General features: G+C 61.7%; 18 protein-coding genes. 4 read left to right on the top strand and 14 right to left on the bottom strand.

Annotation, left to right across the window (positions count from 1 at the left end):
• Positions 1-38 precede the first annotated feature (38 nt).
• Entirely contained in the window at positions 39-1,277 is a 1,239-nt protein-coding gene (locus EFD56_RS12710; protein WP_126905431.1) for an SGNH/GDSL hydrolase family protein, read from the bottom strand.
• 194 nt (positions 1,278-1,471) lie between these two features.
• Positions 1,472-2,695 (bottom strand): lytic murein transglycosylase, encoded by a 1,224-nt coding sequence (locus EFD56_RS12705; RefSeq protein ID WP_126905430.1) that lies wholly within the window; start codon positions 2,693-2,695, stop codon positions 1,472-1,474.
• Positions 2,696-2,897: 202 nt separating this feature from the next.
• Here EFD56_RS12705 and galU point away from each other — a divergent pair, with 202 nt between their 5' ends.
• Positions 2,898-3,785 carry a UTP--glucose-1-phosphate uridylyltransferase GalU gene (galU, locus tag EFD56_RS12700; RefSeq protein ID WP_126905429.1) on the top strand — a complete coding sequence of 296 codons (888 nt, stop codon included), beginning with the start codon at positions 2,898-2,900 and terminating at the stop codon, positions 3,783-3,785.
• A 57-nt stretch (positions 3,786-3,842) separates the two neighbouring features.
• On the opposite strand, the gene EFD56_RS12695 is transcribed toward galU, so the two are convergent.
• On the bottom strand, positions 3,843-5,360 hold the full coding sequence (locus EFD56_RS12695) for an outer membrane beta-barrel protein (RefSeq protein ID WP_126905428.1): 1,518 nt from the start codon (positions 5,358-5,360) through the stop codon (positions 3,843-3,845).
• A 143-nt stretch (positions 5,361-5,503) separates the two neighbouring features.
• Between EFD56_RS12695 and EFD56_RS12690 the strand changes: the two genes are divergently transcribed.
• The gene (locus EFD56_RS12690) at positions 5,504-6,499 is read left to right on the top strand and encodes a KpsF/GutQ family sugar-phosphate isomerase (protein WP_004677791.1); all 996 of its coding nucleotides are present in this window, start codon (positions 5,504-5,506) and stop codon (positions 6,497-6,499) included.
• A gap of 14 nt (positions 6,500-6,513) precedes the next feature.
• Here the strand turns inward: EFD56_RS12690 and EFD56_RS12685 are convergent, their stop codons facing one another.
• From EFD56_RS12685 to EFD56_RS12635, 11 genes are all read right to left on the bottom strand, one after another.
• Positions 6,514-6,969, bottom strand: coding sequence for an NfeD family protein (locus tag EFD56_RS12685; protein WP_010018737.1), 456 nt, complete (start codon positions 6,967-6,969; stop codon positions 6,514-6,516).
• A 3-nt stretch (positions 6,970-6,972) separates the two neighbouring features.
• The gene (locus EFD56_RS12680) at positions 6,973-8,001 is read right to left on the bottom strand and encodes an SPFH domain-containing protein (protein WP_012485187.1); all 1,029 of its coding nucleotides are present in this window, start codon (positions 7,999-8,001) and stop codon (positions 6,973-6,975) included.
• Between the two features lie 171 nt (positions 8,002-8,172).
• Entirely contained in the window at positions 8,173-9,207 is a 1,035-nt protein-coding gene (hemH, locus tag EFD56_RS12675) for a ferrochelatase (protein WP_126905427.1), read from the bottom strand.
• A gap of 124 nt (positions 9,208-9,331) precedes the next feature.
• On the bottom strand, positions 9,332-11,245 hold the full coding sequence (locus tag EFD56_RS12670; protein WP_126905426.1) for a bifunctional metallophosphatase/5'-nucleotidase: 1,914 nt from the start codon (positions 11,243-11,245) through the stop codon (positions 9,332-9,334).
• 166 nt (positions 11,246-11,411) lie between these two features.
• Complete coding sequence (locus tag EFD56_RS12665; protein WP_126905425.1) at positions 11,412-11,729, bottom strand: hypothetical protein; 318 nt, start codon at positions 11,727-11,729, stop codon at positions 11,412-11,414.
• 29 nt (positions 11,730-11,758) lie between these two features.
• Positions 11,759-12,133, bottom strand: coding sequence for an outer membrane lipoprotein Omp10 (gene omp10 / locus EFD56_RS12660; RefSeq protein ID WP_126905424.1), 375 nt, complete (start codon positions 12,131-12,133; stop codon positions 11,759-11,761).
• 171 nt (positions 12,134-12,304) lie between these two features.
• A complete protein-coding gene (locus tag EFD56_RS12655) occupies positions 12,305-13,756 on the bottom strand; it encodes a homospermidine synthase (protein ID WP_126905423.1) in 1,452 nt (483 codons plus the stop codon).
• A 190-nt stretch (positions 13,757-13,946) separates the two neighbouring features.
• Complete coding sequence (locus tag EFD56_RS12650) at positions 13,947-14,231, bottom strand: YciI family protein (protein ID WP_126905422.1); 285 nt, start codon at positions 14,229-14,231, stop codon at positions 13,947-13,949.
• A 2-nt stretch (positions 14,232-14,233) separates the two neighbouring features.
• Complete coding sequence (locus tag EFD56_RS12645; protein ID WP_126905421.1) at positions 14,234-14,863, bottom strand: aminotransferase class IV family protein; 630 nt, start codon at positions 14,861-14,863, stop codon at positions 14,234-14,236.
• Positions 14,860-15,966, bottom strand: coding sequence for an aminodeoxychorismate synthase component I (locus EFD56_RS12640; RefSeq protein ID WP_245440585.1), 1,107 nt, complete (start codon positions 15,964-15,966; stop codon positions 14,860-14,862). The genes EFD56_RS12645 and EFD56_RS12640 overlap by 4 nt, the downstream gene beginning before the upstream one ends.
• A 185-nt stretch (positions 15,967-16,151) precedes the next feature.
• Positions 16,152-18,005 carry a M3 family oligoendopeptidase gene (locus EFD56_RS12635; protein ID WP_126905419.1) on the bottom strand — a complete coding sequence of 618 codons (1,854 nt, stop codon included), beginning with the start codon at positions 18,003-18,005 and terminating at the stop codon, positions 16,152-16,154.
• Between the two features lie 207 nt (positions 18,006-18,212).
• Between EFD56_RS12635 and EFD56_RS12630 the strand changes: the two genes are divergently transcribed.
• Together EFD56_RS12630 and EFD56_RS12625 are read left to right on the top strand one after the other, a co-directional pair.
• Complete coding sequence (locus tag EFD56_RS12630) at positions 18,213-19,754, top strand: sigma-54-dependent transcriptional regulator (protein WP_126905418.1); 1,542 nt, start codon at positions 18,213-18,215, stop codon at positions 19,752-19,754.
• 178 nt (positions 19,755-19,932) lie between these two features.
• Positions 19,933-21,771 carry a peptidoglycan L,D-endopeptidase MepK gene (locus tag EFD56_RS12625; protein WP_126905417.1) on the top strand — a complete coding sequence of 613 codons (1,839 nt, stop codon included), beginning with the start codon at positions 19,933-19,935 and terminating at the stop codon, positions 21,769-21,771.
• Positions 21,772-21,902 lie beyond the last annotated feature (131 nt).

The following is a 21,902-nucleotide window of genomic DNA, read 5'->3' as shown; positions in this document are numbered from 1 at the left end:
CGCGCACAGTTTTCGGCATCATGCTCGCACCGCCTTTCTCATTTCACCGAGACTTCGGCCGGCGTCTTGGCCGCCGGCATGCGGTAGTCGTCGACGCGCCCGACGGGCGCCGGCGTCATCTCGCCCTGCTCGACGAGAAGATCGCGCGGCGATTTCGTCAGCGTCACAGGCGGCGGCCGTGCGCCGAGAAGCTCGGTGCCGCCGTCGAGATTGGGATCGGAGAGACTGATGGGCACGGTGTGTTCGACCGGATTGGTAGGAAGCCCGAGACCGGGCAGGGCACTTTCGTCCAGCCGCACCAGATCCGGGCTTGCCTGGGTGCCGAGAATACGGCGGGCCGGCTTTTCCACATAGAAGGCAAGTTTGCGGCGGCCGGCTTGCGTGAGATTGATACCGTCGGACGTGCGCAGGCGCACCTGCTGGCCGTTCACATCCGAACCGGTGACGATGAAGTTGCTGTTTTCGTCGACGAAGCCATCCCAGATATCGACGAATTCGCCGCCGAAGCTTTCGACCTGGTTGCGATAGAGCTGGTTCATCTGAACAGCATCGGCCGTCATCTGATCGGATTCGAAGGCAGGCAGCCCGACCCAGAGCAGCGGGATCTTCCGGTCGGTAACCTCTTTGCCGAAGGCAAGGACACGGCGACGATATTCGGCGAACCAGCCGTCGGTGCGGAATTTTTCCTTGGCGGTGTCGGTTACCATCTGCTGGCGGTCATTGGCGCCGATCATGACGACGACGATGGCCGGCTTCAGTTCGTCGATCATCTTCGGCAGCTGTTGCGGCCAGTCGTAATAATCGTCGCGGACAAGGCCTGAGGAGACGTTGCCGCGGGCTTCGACGACGACGCCGGGCGAAGTCTCGAAGGCGGCGGTCAGGCCATCGCCGAGGCCGCTGGCGAGGAAGTCGCCGACGATCAGGATTTTCTTGGCATCGCCGAGCTTCTGCACGACCGGCTCTTCCTGCACCGGCGGCCGCACCGACGGCGCGGTGCGGGTATTGACCACCGCCTTCTGCGCCGGCGGGCGCTTGCGCTGCTGCTGGCGTCTCGGCTGCGGGGCATCAGGGACCTGCGGACTGTCATCGAGATAGCGCCGGCCCAGGAAGAAATCGAGGATCGACCGGCGTTGGTAGCGCTGCTCCTGGGCCTCGGCGACATGCACCGGTGCAAGCGCGCCGATACACAGCGAAGCCGCCGTCAAGGCGAGCACCAGCCAACGGGTTGGGGGTCGATCCATTTTCTTCATCATGGGCAGTTCCGCATCTGCCGGCATCTTGCACGCGGGGTAGGTCCGCGTCCACTCCCGCTATTCATGTAGGTCACGGTTCTGCCGCTTCCAATCAGGGCTTGCTTTCCGGCATGGCGATAGAACGTTTCCGTTTTTCTTCGAATCACGAAAATGTTCTATCTTTTCCTTTTCACACAATTCCGAATGCAAAACCGCGGCACACTTTCGCTGGAATTGCTCTAGCGGCGAAGTGCGTTCAGAAGCGGCAGGGAGGGCTCGCCGTCCGGCTGCATGCCGATGCGCTCCTGCACCGCCGATATCGCCGCCTTCGAACCCGAGCCGAAATTGCCGTCGACCTCGCCATTGTAATAGCCGAGGGTCTTGAGGCGGGTCTGCAGCTCGAATTTCTCGGTGATATCAAGGGCGCCGTCCGGGCGCGGCCAGCGCTGCTGCATGCCGCCGTAACCGGCGATCTGATCGGCCAGCAGGCCGACGGCAAGCGCGTAGCTGTCCGAGGCGTTGTAGTTCTTGATGGTGAAAAAGTTGGCGGTCATCAGGAAGCCCGGGCCGTTCGGTCCGGCCGGCATTTTCAGCATGGCCTTGGTGCCACCCTCACGGAAGGCCTTGCCATTCGGTCGTTTCAGACCAAGCTCCGCCCATTGGGCGAGCGTATGGGTCTTGCCCACCTGCTTGGCGGCGGCCGCGGGAACGACGACTTCGTAGCCCCAGGTCTTGCCGGTATCCCAGCCGTTCTTCATCAGGAGATTGGCCGAGGTCGCCAACGCGTCCGGCACCGAATTCCAGATGTCGCGATGGCCGTTGCCGTCGGCATCGACCGCGTAAAGCAGGTAGCTCGTCGGGATGAACTGCGTGTGGCCCATGGCGCCCGCCCAGGAGCCGGTCATCTCGCGTGCCGGGACGTCGCCGTTCTGCAGGATCTTCAGCGCGGCAACCAGCTGCTTTTTGGCGAATTTGGCGCGGCTCGGGTCGGCATAGGCCAACGTCGCCAGCGCGCGCGGCACGTAATGCAGCCGGTCGTCCTTGTCGAGAATCGCTCCGTAATTGGATTCCATCGACCAGATGGCGAGCAGAATAGTCTTGTCGACGCCGAAGCGCTGCTCGATCGCCTTGAGCGTGCGGGCATGCTTGGCGGCCATCTCGCGGCCGATCTTGACCGTATAGGGATTGACGCGCGAATCGATGTAATCCCAGATCTTCGAGGTGAATTCCGGCTGATAGGCGGCTTTTTCGAGCACCGTCGGGTCGGGCTCGCTCACCCCCGAAAAGGCCTTTTGGTAGGTTGCCTTACTGATGCCACTCTGTGCGGCTGTTTGGTAAAAATCCGCGATCCATTTCTGGAATCGGGAATCGGCTTTCGCGCTGTCGGGGACCAGGCCTACCTGGGCGGCGACAACGAGGGCGAGAGCAAGACTACGAAGGGAGTTTTTGTGATTCTGGATCATCGACAGTCGTATCCGTCATCTTCAGTTTTCGGTGCAGCAGAGGCGTCATGTCCGCCCAGACCCGAGACTACAGGAACGGAGTCAACAAATTCTTTACCATGGCGGCGCGCTCCGGTCACCATTGCAAAACAGTAGCAATTCTATACTAGGTAGAGCGAAAAGGCTCATTTTCCAAAGCGATATGGCGAAGCAGGAGGCCGGTGTGGCTCAGCACAACAAAGTTCGTAAAGCAGTATTTCCGGTGGCCGGGTTGGGGACGCGATTCCTGCCGGCGACAAAGGCTGTTCCGAAGGAAATGTTGACCGTCGTCGACAAGCCGATCATTCAATATGTCGTCGACGAGGCGATCGAAGCCGGGATTGAACATCTGGTTTTCGTCACCGGGCGCAACAAGCACGTCATCGAAGATTATTTCGACATTCATTTCGAGCTGGAACAGACGTTGCGCGAGCGCGCCAAGAAGGCGGAAATCACCCTTCTCGCCCAGCAATTGCCGAAGGCCGGCACGGTGAGCTTCACCCGCCAGCAGGAGCCGCTCGGCCTCGGTCATGCGGTCTGGTGCGCCCGCGAAATCGTCGGTGACGAGCCTTTCGCACTGCTGCTGCCCGACATGATCATGAAGGGCGACAAGGGCTGCATGAAGGGGATGATCGACCTTTACGGCCAGAGCGGCGGCAATATTATCGCCGTTGAGGAATGCGCGCCCGACCAGGCGCATAAATACGGTATCGTCGGCGTCGGCGAGGCGATCGGCGAGGGCTTCCGGATCACCGGCATGGTGGAAAAGCCCGCCAAGGGAACGGCGCCTTCCAACTTCTTCATCAACGGCCGCTACATCCTGCAGCCGGAGATTTTCAAGATCCTCGAAACCCAGGAGCGCGGCGCCGGCAACGAGATCCAGCTCACCGACGGTATGCTGAAGCTGCTGAAGGAACAGGATTTTGCCGGTTATCACTTCCGCGGCACGACCTACGACTGCGGCGCCAAGGATGGCTTTATCCTGGCAAATGTCGCCTACGCCCTCGAGCGCGCCGATATCCGCCCGACCGTCGAAAGCGGCTTCAAGGACTTGCTTGCCGGCCTGAGGTAAGCTTCTCTTCAGCGCATACTTGACAGAGCGCCGCGCGTCCCACCGGATGTGCGGCGTTTAGCGTTTCAGCTTAAGCCCGACGCCGGCGCGCCATTGCTGCGAGTCGGTGCCTTCCTTGCGCGTCGTCAGTTCGTAGCCGAGCGTGCTGGTCAGATCGAGATAGCGGTTGATGTTCCAAGTCAGGCCGGTCGCCGCGGTATAGACGAGTTCGTCGTTGATGGTGCTGTCGCTGGGATAATCGCGCCAAGTCACCCCGCCGATCATCGTGCCGACCAGATTGTCGCGCAGCTGATGTGTGACCGTCGTTGTCAGCGCGTGCGAGACGTAACCGCTCTCGCCTGCCGTGGTCGTCGGCTGGATGCTCGTCTGCAGGTCGAGATTGACATCGGTGCCGCGGATCGGCGACCAGAGCAGGCTCGCATCGAGCGTCGCCGTGTCGATCGACGAGAGCCTGTTATCTTCGAAATCCGCCCTCTCGTAGCCGACGCCGACTTCGCCTTTCAGCTTTTCGCCGAGATCGACCTCGACGCCGGCTTTGGCGCCATAGCTATGGCCGGAACGCTCGTAGCCGGCGGAATCGCGCGTCTCGTCATAAAGCGTCCGGCCGATCGTCGCCTCGATGAAGGGGATGAGTGCGGGCGACAGCTCGTAGCCGACGCGGCCGCGCAGCGTGCCGGTCGTCTGGTTGCGGTCGCTCAGCTCAACGGTTGTGCCGTTGGCAAGCGTGGCGTCGGAATAGATCGAGCGGGTGAGTGCCAGCGCCGTCGTACCGCGCAGGATGCCGAAATCGCGTTGGACGGAGGCGCCGGCCGAAAATTCCTGCACATCGGATTGCTGCGTCGCATTGGCGATCGCGTCGGGATCGTCCGTATCTTCGCGGTAGAAATTATACCCGGCGGTGAGGTGCGCGACCGTATCCTGAGGAAGATCCAGCCTGAGGTCGCCGTTGATCTTGAAGGAAGGCTGCTCCTCGCCTTCGCCGCTGATATTCTTCTGCCAGGCGCCTTCCGAGGTGACGCTCAGCTGGTGGCGGCTCCAGTCGGAGGTCAGCGTCGCTGCCGCATCGGTCTCGAGGAAGGCGCGCCGCTGCCTGGTGTCGCCGTCCTTGGTGGTCTCGGTGTTGATGCTCTGGGTGACGCTCGGACGGAGCACGAAAGTGCCGAGCGGAATGCCCGGCGTTTCCGCCGTCGAGGCGCTCTCAGCAGCCCGGCGGCGCGACGTTTCGTCGATCGGCGCTTCGCGGGTGTTCAGCCGGCGGATGTCGTCGTCGAGGATGGAGCCGGTAATGTCGTCGCCGGTTTGCGGATCCGCTATTGCGGGCCGCTGCTGGGCTTCATCCGCAGTCGCGGCCGCGCCGTTTGCCGCAGGCGCGGTGGAAACATCGGTTTCCTCATCGAAACCGGTGGCTGCGTTGTTTGTGGTGCGGGTGTTCGTCGCGCTTGCCGGCTGCTGGGAGGCGGACTGCGCGAAAGCGGGGGTCTGGCCGAGAAGCAGGCAGCCGAATGCAGCAAAAGAGACGGCACGGCTCATGGCGCGGAGCGGCGTCACACTGCTCGTCTGATTTGGGTGGCCCATGCAATTCGCGCCTGACATGCTTTCGGTTCTTACCCAAAGGTAAAGCCTCGTGGTTAATCATTCGTTGCCGTCGGCGGGCGTCGTTCACAATTCGGAAAGATGCCGGGGTGGACTTGGAAAGTGAAAAGGTCTAACGCAGGTCCATGAACAGAAGAGCGATAAAACTGGTCGAAAACGGCGTGCTCGAATCAGCAAAACGCACGATCGACATCGAAAAACGCGGTCTTGAAGCGCTCGAACAGGCCTTGGACAATGGATTGGCCGGCCCGTTCACCCGCGCAATCGAAGTCATCGGCGATATCTCCGGCCGGGTGATCGTCACCGGCGTCGGCAAGAGCGGCCATATTGGCGCAAAGCTGGCGGCGACCTTCGCTTCGACCGGGACGCCCGCCTTCTTCGTGCATGCGGCCGAAGCCAATCACGGCGATCTCGGCATGATCGCGCGCGACGACGTCGTGCTGGCGATTTCCAAGGGTGGCGAGAGTGCCGAGCTCAAGAGCATTATTTCCTTCACGCGGCGCTTCTCCATTCCGCTGATCGCGCTCACCTGCGGCGAAAGCTCCTCGCTTGCCACTGCCGCCGATATCGTGCTTCTGGTGCCGAATGAGCAGGAAGCCTGCCCCAACGGTCTGGCGCCGACGACCTCGACGCTGATGCAGCTTGCGCTTGGCGACGCCTTGGCAGTGGCGCTTCTGGAGGCACGCGGCTTTACCGCCACCGATTTCCACGTCTTCCATCCCGGCGGCAAGCTCGGCGCCAGCCTGACGCATGTCGCCGACATCATGCATACCGGCGAGCGGTTGCCGCTCGTTGCCAAGGGCACGCCGATGCCGGAGGCGATCACCGTGCTGTCGCGCAAGCATTTCGGCTGCGTCGGCGTGCTCGACGAGGAGGGACGGCTCTGCGGCATCGTCACCGAAGGTGACATGGCGCGCAACCTGACCCGCAATCTCGCCGAGCTTGCCGTCGACGACATCATGACGAAGACGCCGAAGACGGTGAAGCCGACGATGCTGGCGACCGCCGCCCTCGCGCTGCTCAATCAGCACAGCATCGGCGCGCTGATCGTCATCGACGACGACAGACGGCCGCTCGGGCTGGTGCATTTCCATGACCTGCTGCGGATCGGCGTCGCCTGATCAGCACCGTTTGATTAGATCGGTTCGACCCGGAGGTCGCGACCGTTGCTCGCCACGACCTTGACCTGCGTCCCCACCGGCAGATCAGGCCCCATCACCTGCCAGAGCGTATCGTCGAGACGGATGCGGCCGCGGCCTTCGCGGATCGGCTCGTGCAGCGTCGCGGTACGGCCGACGAGGCTCGCGCCGCGCTGATTGAGGAAGGGTTCGTCGGTGGCGGCGTTGCGCAGCATCAGGCGGCGGCCGGCAAAGGTCGTGGCAACGGCGAGCAGCGCAAAAAGGATTGCCTGCAACTCCCAGACCCAGAAGGCGCTGTCCCAGAAGAGCAGCGACAATGCGCCGACGATCAAGGCGGCAAGGCCGATCCACACCAGGAAGAAGCCGGGCACGATCATTTCCGCGGCGAGCAGAACCAGGCCAACAACCCACCAGCTCCACGGACCGAGTTCGGCGATGATCTTCGCCAGCATGGCTCAGCGCTCCGGATCGGGGTTGAAGGGATTGGGGTTCGGCGGATTGATCGGCGGCGTCGAGCGGACCGGCGCGGGACGCGGACGCGGCGGCGGAGGCGGCGGGTTGCCGGCGTCGCCGAAGACCTCGCGGGCAATGGCGCCGATACCGCCGAGGGAGCTGAGAATAGACGAGGCTTCCATCGGCATCAGCACGATCTTGGAGTTCGGCGCCGAACCGACCGAGGCGAGTGCTTCGGTGTATTTCTGCGCGACGAAGTAGTTGATCGCCTGAACGTCGCCGGCGGCAATCGCCTCGGAGACCATCCTCGTCGCCTTGGCTTCGGCCTCGGCTAGCCGCTCGCGGGCTTCGGCGTTTCGGAAGGCGGCTTCGCGCTGGCCTTCGGCTTGCAGGATGGCGGATTGTTTGGCGCCCTCGGCTCTCAGGATCTGGGCATTGCGCGCGCCTTCGGCTTCCAGGACCTGGGCGCGCTTTTCACGCTCGGCCTTCATCTGGCGGGCCATGGCATCGACGAGGTCACGCGGCGGCTGGATGTCCTTGATTTCGACGCGGGTGACCTTGATGCCCCAGGGCTGCACCGCCTCGTCCACGACGCGCAGCAGCCGGTCGTTGATCGCATCGCGGTTGGAAAGCAGTTCGTCGAGATCCATCGAGCCCATGACCGAGCGGATATTGGTCATGGTGAGGTTGAGGATGGCGTTTTCGAGGTTGGAGACCTGGTAGGCGGACTGGGCAGCGTTCAGCACTTGATAGAAGGCGACGGCATCGGCCGATACCGAGGCATTGTCCTTGGTAATCACTTCCTGGGTCGGCACGTTCAGCACCTGCTCCATCACGTTTAACCGGGCGCCGACGCGCTCGATGAAGGGGGTGATGAGGTTGAGGCCCGGCTCCAGCGTGCGGGTATAGCGACCGAAGCGCTCGATCGTGTAGCGGTAGCCCTGCGGCACCGTCTTGATCCCGGCGAATAGGACCAGGATGACGAAGATGACCAGCACGATCACGACGATATCGAAACCGCCCAACAGCATGAAAAATCCCTCCCATTGGCGCATGCGCCCACACACTGATGTGGTGAGTTAGCATGTTCTTTGCGAGGAAGAAATGACCCGCGGATGCACCACCTCCGAGGGAAATAGAATGTGGGGTCTCGGCAGGATTCATCCTGGCGACCCGTCGGATGATGGGTCCGCGAAGGTCTCTCAGACCCAGCCTTGCAATTCGCGTCGGACGACCTTTTCCAGCACCTTCATGCCGTCTTCACTGTCGTTGAGGCAGGGAATGTGGGCAAACTTCTCGCCGCCGTTTTCATGGAAGGAGTGCGCGGCCTGTTCGGCGATCTCCTCGAGCGTTTCCAGACAGTCGGAGACGAAGCCGGGATTGATGACGGCGATGCGCTTGACGCCGTCGCGGGCGAGATTCTCCACCGTCTTGTCCGTATAGGGTTGCAGCCATTCCTCCGGCCCGAAGCGGGACTGGAAGGTGACCATGAAGTTTTCCTGGGTGAGGCCCAGGCGCTCGCGCAGCAGCCGGCCGGTCTTCTGGCACTGACAGTAATAGGGGTCGCCCTGCTTGAAATAGGACATCGGAATGCCGTGGAAGGAGGCGATCAGCATGTCTGGCTTCCAGTCGAGCGACGAAAGATGCTTTTCGACGGATTGGGCGAGCGCGTCGATATAAGTCTCGTCGTCATGATAATCTGGCACGGTGCGCAGCGCCGGCTGCCAGCGCATCGAAAGCAGCTTCTGGAAGGCCTTGTCGTTGACGGTTGCGGTCGTGGCCGCCGCATATTGCGGATAAAGCGGGAAGAGCACAATACGATCGCAGCCCTCCTGCTTCAGCGCCTCGATGCGCGAGGCGATCGACGGCGTGCCGTAGCGCATCGCCCAGTCGACCTTGACGTTATCAACATCCTTCAGCCGTTCGGCCATCAGTTCCGACTGATTGCGGGTATAGGTACGGAGAAAACTTTCGTTTTTCTCCTTGTTCCAGATCAGCTCGTAGGCCTTGCCGACCTTCTGCGGCCGCCTGTTGAGCACGATGCCGAACAGGATCGGATACCACTTCCAGCGCGACCATTCGATGACGCGGCGATCGGTCAGGAACTCCCTGAGATAGCGGCGCATCGAGGTGTAGTCGGTTCCATCGGGCGTGCCGAGATTGACCAGCAGGACGCCGACCTTGCCTGACTTGACGGCCGGATGATCGGCCGGACGGAGTGAAATATCTGCTGTCATTCTGGCCCCAACACTCATTGTCTCGTCGGCTCATACGCAGCCTCGAGATCATGGTTCACCCTATAGAAAGAAAAGCCGGCCCGGGAAACCCCCGGGCCGGCCGATGACATCGAGACAAATCGTCTTACTTGGCGGGAACCTGGATCTCCTTGCCGACCATCAGGTGATGCGGGTTCGGCTTGCCGTTGGCTTCCGAAAGCTTCCGCCACAGCGTACCGTCGCCATAGAAGGTCACCGCGAGATCCCAGAAGGTGTCGCCCGCGGCGATCACATGGGTCGATGGCGTCGTTGCTGCCGGCGCGGTGGCTGGGGCGGGTGCCGACGGCGCGGCAGGAGCAGGTTCGGCGGTTGGCGCCGGCGTTGCCGGAGCCGCGGGGGCGGGAGCAGGTTGGCTGGTTGGCGCCGGTGCTGCGGCCTGTGCCTGTGCGACAGTTGCGCCGATTTCGGTAACGCGGCCATCGGTATAGGGCTTATAGGGCGAGTGGGCAGCCAGATATTCGGCGGTCACGTCGGCGAGATCCGGGCCGAAATCATAGGCGTTCTTGCCGTCCTTGAAGATCGAATAGCCGTCACCGCCAGCCCGCATGAAGTTGTTGGTGGCGAGCTTGTAGGTCTTGGCTTGGTCGATCGGAGCGAAGTTGTCGCCGTCCTTGACCTGGACATCGCTGACGCGGCTGCCGACCGGCTTGGACTGGTCAAACGAGAATTTCAGGCCGGCGACCTGCGGAAAGCGGCCGGCGCCCTGATCAATCTGGCTGACGCCGTTTTCGAGCGCCTTGACGATGTCGGCGCCGGTGGCCTCGAACGTGGCGAGCGTGTTCTGGAAGGGCAGGACGGTGATGACCTCGCCCTGGGTAACGTCGCCGCCATCAATCGACGCGCGCAGGCCACCGCCGTTCTGAACGGCGATGGTGACGCCCTGGTTCTTCGTACGGTCCAGCATGGCGTCGGCTACCAGATTGCCCATCGAGCATTCCTTGACGCGGCAGACCTTGCGATCGCCCTCGATCGGGCCTTCGGAGGAGCCGATCACCTTTTTGCGCAATTCCTCGATCGGTTTTGCGAGTTCGGTGACGCGGGTGACGACTGCCGGATCGGGCGTGAAGGATGAGTCGATCAGGATCGGGTCGCCCTTGGCATCCTTGACGACGCCGTTATCGTCGAAATTGACGACGATATCACCGAGATATTTGCTGTAGGAGGCGGCCTGGACGACCGGCACTTTGTAGCCGCCGGGATTGTCGACCATCGTCGGGTATGGGCCTTCGGCCTTCGGATCGGTGTTGGACAGCAGGCTGTGGGAATGGCCGCCAACGACGACATCGACATCCGGAATCTTGGCGATGAAAGCGAGGTCGCGGGGATAACCGACATGGGTCAGCGCAATGATCTTGTTGACGCCCTGGCCCTTCAGATCCTGAACCGCTGAAGTAATCGACTGGACGTCATCGCCGATCGTGACGTTCGGGCCGGGCGACGACAATTCCGGCGTATCGTTGGTGACGGCGCCGACGATGCCGATCTTCTGGCCGCCGACATCGATCACCAGTGACGGCTTGATGCGGTCGCCGAGCTTGGAGGCAGCCGTCGCCTTGACGTTCGCCGTCACGACGGGGAATTGCACCTTGTCGAGGAAGGTGGCAAGCCCGTCTTCGCTGTCGTCGAATTCATGATTGCCGACGGTCATGGCGTCGAACTTCATCATGTTCAGGAATTCGGCTTCGGCTGCGCCCTTATAGGTGGTGTAGAAGAGCGAACCCTGGAAATTGTCGCCGGCATTCAGCAGAAGGACATTCTTGCCCGATAGCGCCTGGCGGCGCTGGTCGATCGCGGTCTTCAGACGGGCGGCACCGCCGAAGCATTCCTTCTTGCCTTCCTCTTCGGCCGAGCAGGTGGAATCGAACTTGTTGATCGATTCGATGCGGGAATGGAAATCGTTGATATGAAGAATATTGAGTTCGTAATCCGCAAATGCGGCACCCGCGCTCAGCGCCAGCATGGACGCGGTCAAAAGACCGAAGCTGAAAGACTTCGTCATCCCTGTTCTCCTGATTGAGGCGAAAGATCCCCCTCGCCGATCCCTTCCATAGTCCGCCGGGGCGGTACCCGGCATGCCGATGTTCCATGACACGACATATGACTGCAAGGGAAAGCTGGGCCAGACGGCACTCTTTCCAAGAGGGACGGGACAAAAAAGCCGGCTGCTATTCCCGGCATTCGCCGACGTTGTTTCGGTGGAGTTCGTGCACCGCGGCGACAATGTTCGGAACCGCGGAGAGTGCTGTAATCAGGCAGAGAAGGGAAACGAGGCGATGAAAGCGTCGCCCGGCTCGATAGAGAAGGAGTGCACCGACGCCATAGATCAGCACGACCGGCAGGGCGAAGATCAACACCTGCAGCGCTCCGTCGCAATCGGGGGCATCGATGCCCTGGGGGCGATAGACGTTGGCCAGCAAAACGACGGCCAACGCGGCAAGCGGCATTGCGAGCAGCAGGATGAGGTAACCGGCGACGGCCCGCATGGCGTGCTTTCGGCCTATCGCCTCACCCTTCAGCCGCGGCGGGAAAGGGTGAACTGGGACCCTGTTGCGGTGGTGCAATTAAGCTGGCTTGGGCTAATGAGGGCGCAATTGACGAGAGAGCTTGTCTTTTTCACATTCGAATAAAGGTTAATCTGAATAATTTGATCAGCTCCGACCGTATAAGTTCCCGATGCCATCTGCGTGTTTGTTCCGTCGCTTGTGCGCGTTACAAACTGCCCACCTGTGAAGGTGGAGGTTAAGCCATTGGCATCCGTCCATTCGCCTTCAACAGAATTCTTAACGGGTGGGGCGACTGCAATCGCCCTCTGTCGCGGCTCCGGTGAAACGCAGGCGGCAAGAGCGGCCGCGGCACCGACAAGAACGAGACCAGTTCTGATTTTCATAAGGCTTCTCCCGGCGATTCGGCGTGGCGGTCACCCGCCAAGTTCGGGCAAAACATGGCGTGCGCCCGCCATGATGGCAAGGCTTGGCGCGGCCGGGACGCCATTTATACAGCCAGCGTTACAAAAATGCCCGCCTTGCGGCGGGCATCATCGAGCTTATGCTGAGCACTCTCAGCGAACGAGAATGTTGCGGAACTGCCAGGGATCCTTGGTGTCGATGTCCTCGGGGAAGAGGCCCGGACGGCCGTCGAGCGGAGTCCAGTCGGTGTAATGGCCTTCGACCGGGCCGAGATAGGGCATCTGCACTTCGAGGCAGCGCTTGTAGTCGATCTCGTCGGCTTCGACGATGCCGGCCGTCGGGTTTTCCAGCGCCCAGACCATGCCGGCGAGAACAGCAGAGGTCACCTGCAGGCCGGTGGCGTTCTGATAAGGCGCGATGCGGCGGGTTTCTTCGAGCGACAGTCGCGAGCCATACCAGTAGGCGTTCTTCTCATGGCCGTAGAGCAGGACGCCGAGTTCGTCGATGCCGTCCTCCAGTTCGTCCTCGTCGAGAACGTGATGGACCGGCTGCGGCGTACCGCCATTGCCGAACATCTCGTGCAGGGAGAGCACAGCGTCATTGGCCGGATGGTAGGCGTAGTGGCAGGTCGGGCGGAAGGTCACTTCGCCGTCCTTGTCGCGGACCGTGAAATAGTCGGCGATCGAAATCGACTCGTTATGGGTGACGAGGAAGCCGTATTGCGGGCCGGGCGTCGGGCACCAGGTGCGAACGCGGGTGTTGGCGCCCGGCTGTTCCAGGTAGATCGCCGCCTTGTTGCCCTTCTTGTGCTTCTTGGCGTTCTTCGGCATCCATTCTTCATGCGTGCCCCAGCCGAGTTCGGCCGGCTGCATGCCTTCGGAGATGAAGCCTTCGACGGACCAGGTGTTCCAGAAGACGTCGAGCGGCTTCGGATGCTTGGTGCGCTGGGTGTCGCGTTCGGCGATATGGACGCCCTTGACGCCGAGCTTCTTCATCAGCTTGGCCCAGCCTTCGCGATCGTGCTGGTCCGGCTCGTCGAACTTGAGGCCAATGTCATTGGCGAGGTTGACGAGAGCCTGTTTGACGAACCAGGAGACCATGCCCGGATTGGCGCCGCAGGTGGAGACGGCGGTGGCGCCGCCCGGGTTCTTCGCCTTTTCCTTGCGCACGGTTTCGCGCAGCGCATAGTTGGTGCGGTCGGCGTTGCTCATGCCCTTGTCGAAGTAGAAGCCGAGCCAGGGCTCGACGACGGTGTCGATGTAGAGAACGTCGAGCTTGCGGCAGAGCTTGATGATGTCGAGCGAGGAGGTGTCGACCGAGAGGTTGACGCAGAAACCCTGGCCTTCGCCTTCCGTCAGGAGCGGCTTCAGCAGCTCCTTGTAATTGTCCTTGGTGACATATTCCTTGATGTGGCGGACGCCGTGCTTCTTCAGGATCTCCATGTCGGAGGGCTCTTCGCGCGGGTCGATGACGACCATCCGGCTCTTGTCGAATTTGAAGTGGCGCTCGATCAGCGGCAGGGTGCCGCGGCCGATGGAGCCAAAGCCGATCATCACGATCGGACCGGTAATTTCGGCATATACCGGGTGGTTCTTGTCCGTCATTCTTTTCTCCTGTGGAAGGGGACGAAGGCGATCAGCCTGAAGAATTCTTTTGAAATTGCCGCAGAAATTGCGAGGTGACCGGCTCTAACCACAAAACGCCGTCACAATAAAGAGCGTTGACCGGGAAAGGTCAAATATCGGGCGGGTGAGACCGGCAGGCGATGGATCATCCGTCCCGCCTCTGCAAAAATCAGCGTTTCAGGATTTCCAGCCCTTCGACCGTCGTCGTCACGGCAAGCTCGGTGATGTCATATTCGGCGACGCCATGGATGGTGAACGGATCGGCGGCGACATAGGCCTCGATCGCGGCGCGGTCGCCGATTGCGAGGATCGCGCCGCCGGTGCGCGGCACTTTTCGCCCGGAGGCGAGGAACCACCCTTTGGCATACCCCTCTTTCACCCAGGCCATGTGCGGCTCCATGTACCTGTCGGCTTCGTCATTGGATTTGCGATAGGTGAGGGAGAGAATGAACATGATCACGTCCTGACGAGATTGGCGCGGATCAGGCCGCGCAGCGAGTTGCCGATGTAAAGCGTGCCGGTATCGAGATCAGCAACTGTGAGGCGGCCGACACGCGCCTTGCGCGCGCAAATGAGCTCGGTGCGCAGCACGCCGGCAAGCAGGCCGCAGGATATCGGCGGAGTGCGCAGCATACCGGTCCCGTCATCGAGGAAGACGGAAGTAATGGTACCCTCGCAGACCTCGCCGCGCTCGTTCAACAGCATGACTTCATCGGCCTCATCGGGCGCATATTCGGCGCGCGCCGTCTCGTAGACGGCGCGGCGCGTGGTCTTGTGGCGCAGCAGCCTGTTGGTGGAATCGAGGCGGGTCTCGGCGATGCGGATCGTCCAAATCGTCTCCGGCGCCAGCGGCACGAAAGCCGCGCGCGTTACCTCGATGCGGCCCTGCCCGTCGGAGGCCAGTCGGATGCGCAGCGGACCGGCAGAACCAGCAACGGCGTGCTCGAGCTTGGCCGCCGCCTCGATCGGCTGCGGGAAGCCAAGGCGACGGGCGGAACGGGAAAGCCGGGCGAGATGCAGCCGCAGGCGGATGAAGCCGTCGCCGGGCTCCCAGCGCAGCGTCTCGATCAGCGAAAAATCGGTCATCGCGCGATCCATTGGTCACCGACGGCGAAGCGGGCCTTGAGTAGACATTCCTCATATTCGGCCTCGGCGGTTGAATCGAAGACGATGCCGCCGCCGACATTGAAGACGGCCCTGCCGCGCTCAAAAAGCGTGATGGTGCGGATCGCGACGGAAAAACGCATGGCGCCGCTCGGCGAGATTATGCCGATCGCGCCGCAATAGGCATCGCGGGGAGCATCCTCCAGCGCGTGGAGGATTTCCATCGCTCGCATCTTCGGTGCGCCGGTGATCGAGCCGCAGGGAAATAGGGCGGAGAAGATGTCGCGGATCGAAAGGCCGGGGCACAGCCTTGCCTGCACATGGCTGACCATCTGGTGGACGGTCGGATAAGTCTCGACATCGAAGAGCTTCGGGACATCGAGCGTGCCGACCTCGGTGATGCGGGAGATATCGTTGCGCAGGAGATCGACGATCATGCGGTTTTCGGCTTGCGTCTTGATGTCGTTGCGCATGGCCTCGATGATTTCGGCATCCTCGGCGGCGGTGGCGCCGCGTTTGGCCGTGCCTTTCATCGGATGGGTCTCGATCCAGCGTTGCTCATCGGTGCGGAAGAACAATTCGGGCGAGCGTGACAGGATGACGGGGCCGCCGAGATCGACCAGCGCACCGTATTTGACCGGCTGGCGTTCGATCAGCGACCAGAAGGCAGCGCGAGGATCGCCGTTCCAGCGAGCCTCCACCGGCATGGTGAGGTTCGCCTGATAGGCGTCGCCGAGCCTGAGATGCTCGTGAAGCCGGTCGAAACGCTCTTTATATATAGGGAAATCCCAGGCGGCTTTCGGGGCCGTGAGGAATTCCTCGTTTTCGAGACGTTGTTTCGGCTGGACAAGCGGGTGTGTGTCCGGCTGCGGAGCGTCGAAGACGCCGAAAAGGAGAAGCGGTGTTTCGCGGTTTTCGTCGGCGAAAGAGGCGAGTTTTTCCTCGAAGAGATATCCGGCCTCGTAGGCCATGTAGCCCGCAAGCCATTTGCCTGCGGCCTTGGCCTCTTCCATTCTGATAAGGCCGGCAAAGAATTCGGCGCTCGTTCGCGCGACAATGATGTCCGCCGGCTCAGCGAAAAGCATCACCTGGCCGGTCGTATCATCTCGGAAGAGGATATAGGGTTGGTCAGCCACGCAACGCTTTCAGTTTTGCTCCTGAGGGCGGGGTCTACTGTGCCGCCCCCTCATCCGCCTGCCGGCACCTTCTCCCCGCTGGGGAGAAGGAGACTCGTTGCGGCGGACTGCTCCAGTCCTATTCGAAACGAATTTCAGCCCTTATCCAGAGCTTCCAACTCGTCGATCAGCCCTTCGATCATCGACAGACCCTGGCTCCAGAACGACGGATCGGTGGCGTCGAGGCCGAAAGGCTTCAAAAGTTCCGAGTGATGCTTGGTGCCGCCGGCCTTCAGCAGCTCGAAATACTTCTCCTGGAAACCCTTCTCGGCCTTCTGGTAGACGGCATAGAGCGAATTCACCAGGCAATCGCCGAAAGCATAGGCGTAGACGTAGAAGGGCGAGTGGATGAAGTGGGGGATATAGGCCCAATAGGTCTCGTAGCCCTCGGAAATGCTTATCGCCGGCCCGAGGCTTTCGGACTGGACCGAGAGCCAGAGTTCGCCGATGTCGTCGGCGGTCAGCTCGCCTGATTTGCGGGCAGTGTGCAGCTTGCGCTCGAATTCGTAGAAGGCGATCTGGCGCACGACCGTGTTGATCATGTCCTCGACCTTCTGGGCGAGCATCGCTTTGCGCTCACGCCTGTCGGTGGTCTTTTCGAGAAGCGCGCGAAAGGTCAGCATCTCGCCGAAGACGGAGGCGGTTTCGGCAAGTGTCAGCGGCGTCTGGCACATCAGTGCCCCTTGCGCGCCAGCGAGAACCTGGTGCACGCCGTGGCCGAGTTCATGGGCAAGCGTCATCACGTCACGCGGCTTCCCCATATAGTTGACGAGCACATAGGGATGGGCCGAGGGGACCGTCGGATGGGCGAAGGCGCCGGGCGCCTTGCCGGGACGGACCGGAGCATCGATCCATTGCTCGTCGAAGAAGCGCCTGGCGATATCAGCCATCTCGGGGGCGAAATTGCCGTAGGCCGACAGCACCGTGTCCTTCGCGTCGGACCAGGAGATGACGGCGCTGGAGGTTTCCGGAAGCGGCGCGTTGCGGTCCCAGAAGTTCATCTGCTCCATGCCGAGCCATTTCGCCTTCATTTTATAATAGCGGTGCGAAAGGCGGGGATAGGCTTCCCGGACGGCGGCAGCGAGCGCATCGACGACCTCGCGCTCGACACGGTTGGCGAGGTGCCTGGAGTCGGCAATGTCCTCGAAGCCGCGCCAGCGGTCGGAGATATCCTTGTCCTTGGCAAGCGTGTTGGTAATCAGCGTGAAGATGCGGATATTGGCCTTGAAGGTTTCGGCGAGCGCCATGGCGGCCTTGCGGCGGACCTCCGGGTCCTTCTCCTGCAACATGTTCAAGGCCACTTCGAGCGGCACTTTCTCGCCATCGATCTCGTAGCGGAGTTCCGCCATGGTTTCGTCGAACAGGCGATTGAAGGCGGCGGCCGATGTCATCGACTTTTCGAGGAAGAGCTGCTCCAGCCTGTCGTCGAGCTGATAGGGCTTGTCTTTCCTGAGGTCGATCAGCCAGGGGCGATAATGGCCGGCATCGGGGTCGTTGGCGATGCAGGCGTCGATGACCGCGTCGTCGATGCGGTTCAGCTCCAGCGCGAAGAACAGGAGATGACCCGAGAATTCGGTGATCTTGGCCTGCACGTCGCCGTAGAGCTTGCCGTTGACCGGGTTTGTGGTGTCGGAGAAATAAGTGAGGCCGGCAAAGGAGCCGAGGCGGCCCATGATGTCGTCAAGCGCCTCATATTCCTTCAGCGCCGCGCCGATGCCCTCAGCGCCGGTTTTCGTCGCGGCGTCGGCGAGTTTGCCCTTCCACCTTTCCTCGAAGGCGATCGCGGCCTTGCCGGCCTTTTCCATGTCGGCGACGAAGGCGGTCGACGTGGCGGAGGGGTAAAGATCCTGCAGCTTCCAGACCGGCAGATCGCCGAGCGCCGGATCGGCAGGCCCCGCTGGCGCTGCAGGCGACAAACGAAGGCTGGCGTGCTGGAGCTTGATTTTCATAAACGCAATTCCTCTCCACTTTATAACAGATCTGTTTGAATAAGCGTGAGAAGGCGCCGCATCAAGGGCCTTTCGGCCCATCAAAGGCCTCGCTTCGGCACGAAAAACGGCCGTCGCAATCGTTAAAATGCAATTGTTTCTCAAAACTGGATGTTCAAGCCTTTCTGCCAGAGTGCCCTCCATGGTTTCGCATGAAGTGAGGCGACAATGACCGGTTACAATGAGCTCAAGGGAGCAGGGCAAATCCTCGTGGTCGAGGACGACCCGGTGCAGCGCCGCCTGCTCAAAAACGCAATCGAGCGTCACGGCCATGTCGTGCACCAGGCGGAAAACGGCCGGATCGGCCTTGAAATGGTCAAACGCGACAGCGGCCTTTTCAACGTCATCGTGCTCGACCTGATGATGCCCGAGATGACCGGCCTCGAATTCCTCGACGCGCTTCACGAATTCGGCACGCAGATCCCGGTCATCGTGCAGACGGGTCAAGGCGGCATCGAGACCGTCGTGCAGGCGATGCGCGCCGGCGCCTTCGATTTCGTCGTCAAGCCGGTTTCGCCCGAACGCATCGCCACGTCGATCTCCAATGCGATGAAGCTCGACCAGCGCGAGGTGAAGGCACGGGCCGGACGCCGGTCGCGTTCGGGCTCCGTCGGCTTCGACGATATCGTATCGGCCAGCCCGGCAATGATCCGTGTCATCGATCTTGCCCAGCGGGCGGCGCAATCCAACATTCCCGTCGTGCTCGAAGGTGAATCCGGCGTCGGCAAGGAACTGGTGGCGCGCGCCATCCAGTCCGGCGGCGAGCGCTCGAACAAGCCGTTCGTCACCGTCAATTGCGGGGCGATCCCGCACAACCTCGTCGAGAGCATCCTCTTCGGCCATGAGAAGGGCGCCTTCACCGGCGCGACCGAACGTCACATCGGCAAGTTCATGGAGGCCGACGGCGGCACCATCTTCCTCGACGAGATCGGCGACCTGCCGCTCGAAGTGCAGGTGAAGCTGCTGCGCGCGGTGCAGCAGGGCGAGATCGAGACCGTCGGTGCGCGCACCGCCCAGAAGGTCAATGTCCGGCTGATCTCGGCAACCAACAAGGACCTGATCGAAGAAGTCAAGAACGGTCATTTCCGCGAAGATCTTTACTATCGCCTCAACGTCTTCCCGATCACCATCCCGGCGCTGCGCAAGCGCAAGGAAGACATTCCGCACCTGGTGCGCGTCTTTGCCGACCGCTTCTCCGGCGAGCAGAAGAACGGCCGCCGCATGACTGTCAATTCAGGCGCGTTGGCGCTGCTGACCGCCTACGACTGGCCGGGCAATATCCGCCAGCTCGAAAACGCGATCTTCCGCGCGGTTGTTCTCGCCGAAGGGCCGGAGCTGACCGAGGCGGACTTCCCGCAGATCGCCGCCCAGCTTCCGGAATATGAAGTGGTGGATCACCTGGCGCTCGTCGCCGACAATACCGGTCTCGACGCGGACGAGGCATATAGCGAAGAATACCGGGCGCCGCCGGAGGTTCACCATCACCGCCTGTCCGAGGCCTTAGAAAATGCAATCGCCAGCGTCAACCCCTCGGGCGATGTGCGCAAGCTTGCCGATGTCGAGGAGGAACTCATCCGATTCGCGCTCAAATTCTATCGCGGACAGATGAGTCAAGTGGCGCGCAAGCTTGGCATCGGACGATCCACACTTTATCGCAAACTCAAAGATTACGGCATAGACCCCGATAATCCCCAGAAAGATGCGGCTTAAGCCTTATTTATTAAGACTCAGGCAACCACGATTTGTTACTGATCATAAACCACTTGTTAGTGGCTCGTTCACTATGTAAAGAAAAGGTTGATCATGTGTGGCATTTTTGCCATCGTGTGACCGCATTTGACAGTCATCTGAGACAGTACGGGACATTGTCTGTCTGACGGGGATCGAGTTGCCGAATCTGAATGGGATTTCCAAGCCTTCGCGCTTGAGCTGGCGTTCTTTGTGCGCCGACATCTGCGGAAAGGCAGTGAGGACGGCGGCGGCCGCCCTTCTTGCGCTTGCGGTTTCCTCGCCGGCATTCGTCAGTACGCCTTCCGAGGCCGCGGGCGAAACCCGCAGCCTCAAGCTCTATTTCATCCATACCGGCGAAAAGGCTGTCATCACTTACAAGCGTAACGGCAAGTTCGATCCCAAGGGTCTGGAGCAGCTGAACCGCTTCCTCCGTGACTGGCGCAAGAACCAGCCGACGAAGATGGATCCGCGCCTGTTCGACCTGATCTGGGAGGTCTATCGCCAGAGCGGTTCACGGGACTACATCAATGTTGTCTGCGGCTTCCGCTCGCCGGCGACCAACGAGATGCTGCGCGGGCGCTCGCGCAATTCCGGCGTCGCCGAGAAGAGCCAGCACATGCTCGGCAAGGCGATGGATTTCTTCATTCCTGATGTCAAGCTCGCAACCTTGCGCGGCATCGGCATGAAGATGCAGGTCGGCGGCGTCGGCTTCTATCCGAAATCCGGCTCGCCCTTCGTGCACATGGATGTCGGCGGTGTTCGCGCCTGGCCGCGCATGAGCCGCGACGAGCTCGTCCGGCTGTTCCCGAACGGCAATACCATCCATATTCCGGCCGACGGTAAGCCGCTGCCGGGCTATCAGCAGGCGATGGCCGACTACAAGCGCCGCGTCAGCGGCACACAGATCGAGATCGCCAGCGCTTCCGAATCGGCGCCGAAGCACAAAACGCTGTTTGCGGCGCTCTTCGGCGGCGGCGCGGACGAGCAGGAAGACGATACCGACGATTCGGCCCCGGTCGCCGTCGCCAAGGCGACGCCGCCGAAGGCCGAGCCTGCCCCTGCCGAGCCGCAACAGACTGAGGTCGCCGATGTCAACGCGCCGGTGCCGCAGGTTCGTCCGGCATTCAGCAATCAGCCGGCCGGTAGCGAAGTGGCAAGCGCCCTGGTGGCGCCGCCTTCGGGTAATGCCGCGCAGCAGGCCTTGGCCGCGCTCCCGGTCGATCAAGCCCAGCCGCAGCAATTCGCTGATCTCAGCGCCTACAGTATCCCGGTCCCCTCGCTTCTTGGTCAGCGCCGCGCGCCCGGCGATGCCGAAGTTGCGTCGACCGACCCCGCCATGCTGAGCGGAATGCCGGTTCCGACACCGGTTGAACGTCCTGCTCTGGCCGAAAAGCTTCTCGCTGCGGCCGATGCCGATCCGGAAGCAGAGGCCGACGAGGCCGATCAGGACGGCGGACTGTCTCCTGCCGTTGCCGATGCTCTCGACCAGCAGAACAAGGGTGACGAAAATCAGGTCGCTGCGCATGCTCCCGAGATGACGGTTGAGCAGGCGATCAACGCCGCGATGCCGCAACAGCCGCCTGCCCAGAAACCGTCGCTTCAACTCGCAGCCCTGGCGCCAGTCACGAAGTCGGCAAGCTTCGGCGACGCCTTCGACGAACCGGCCGCCGAAAACGCCGTGGCACCGGCTGTTCCCACCAAGGGTGGCCGCCCGACGCATAAGGAGGCCGCTGCGGCCGACGCCAGCCGCGCGACGGTGCGTACCGAGCCGAAGCTGACGCAGAAGATGATTTCGCAGTGGGCGCTGACCAATGCCCGCCTCGAAATGGCCTCCAAGCAGGTCAAGGCGCCGCGCTTCGTCAGCCAGACGATGCGTGCCCAGCCGACCGCCGTCTATGCCGAAGGCTTCAACGTCAAGACCGCCTCGGTCGATCCGGCCCGCTTCAGCGGTACGGCCGTCAACTTCATGGAAGTGCGCAAGTTCAATACGAACTGAGCGTGCCGATCATCGAAGTATCGGAAGCTGCCGATGCGATCGGCAGCCGCCAACCAATTGTAGATTCCCTAGACGCAACGGCGCTCGTCTCGCTCGGGCAGGCATATTGCGGCCATTATCCTTGCCGAAAC

It is taken from the genome of Rhizobium phaseoli (assembly GCF_003985125.1).
Taxonomy (GTDB): Bacteria; Pseudomonadota; Alphaproteobacteria; order Rhizobiales; family Rhizobiaceae; genus Rhizobium; species Rhizobium phaseoli.
This window is presented reverse-complemented; position numbering and strand designations above follow the sequence as displayed.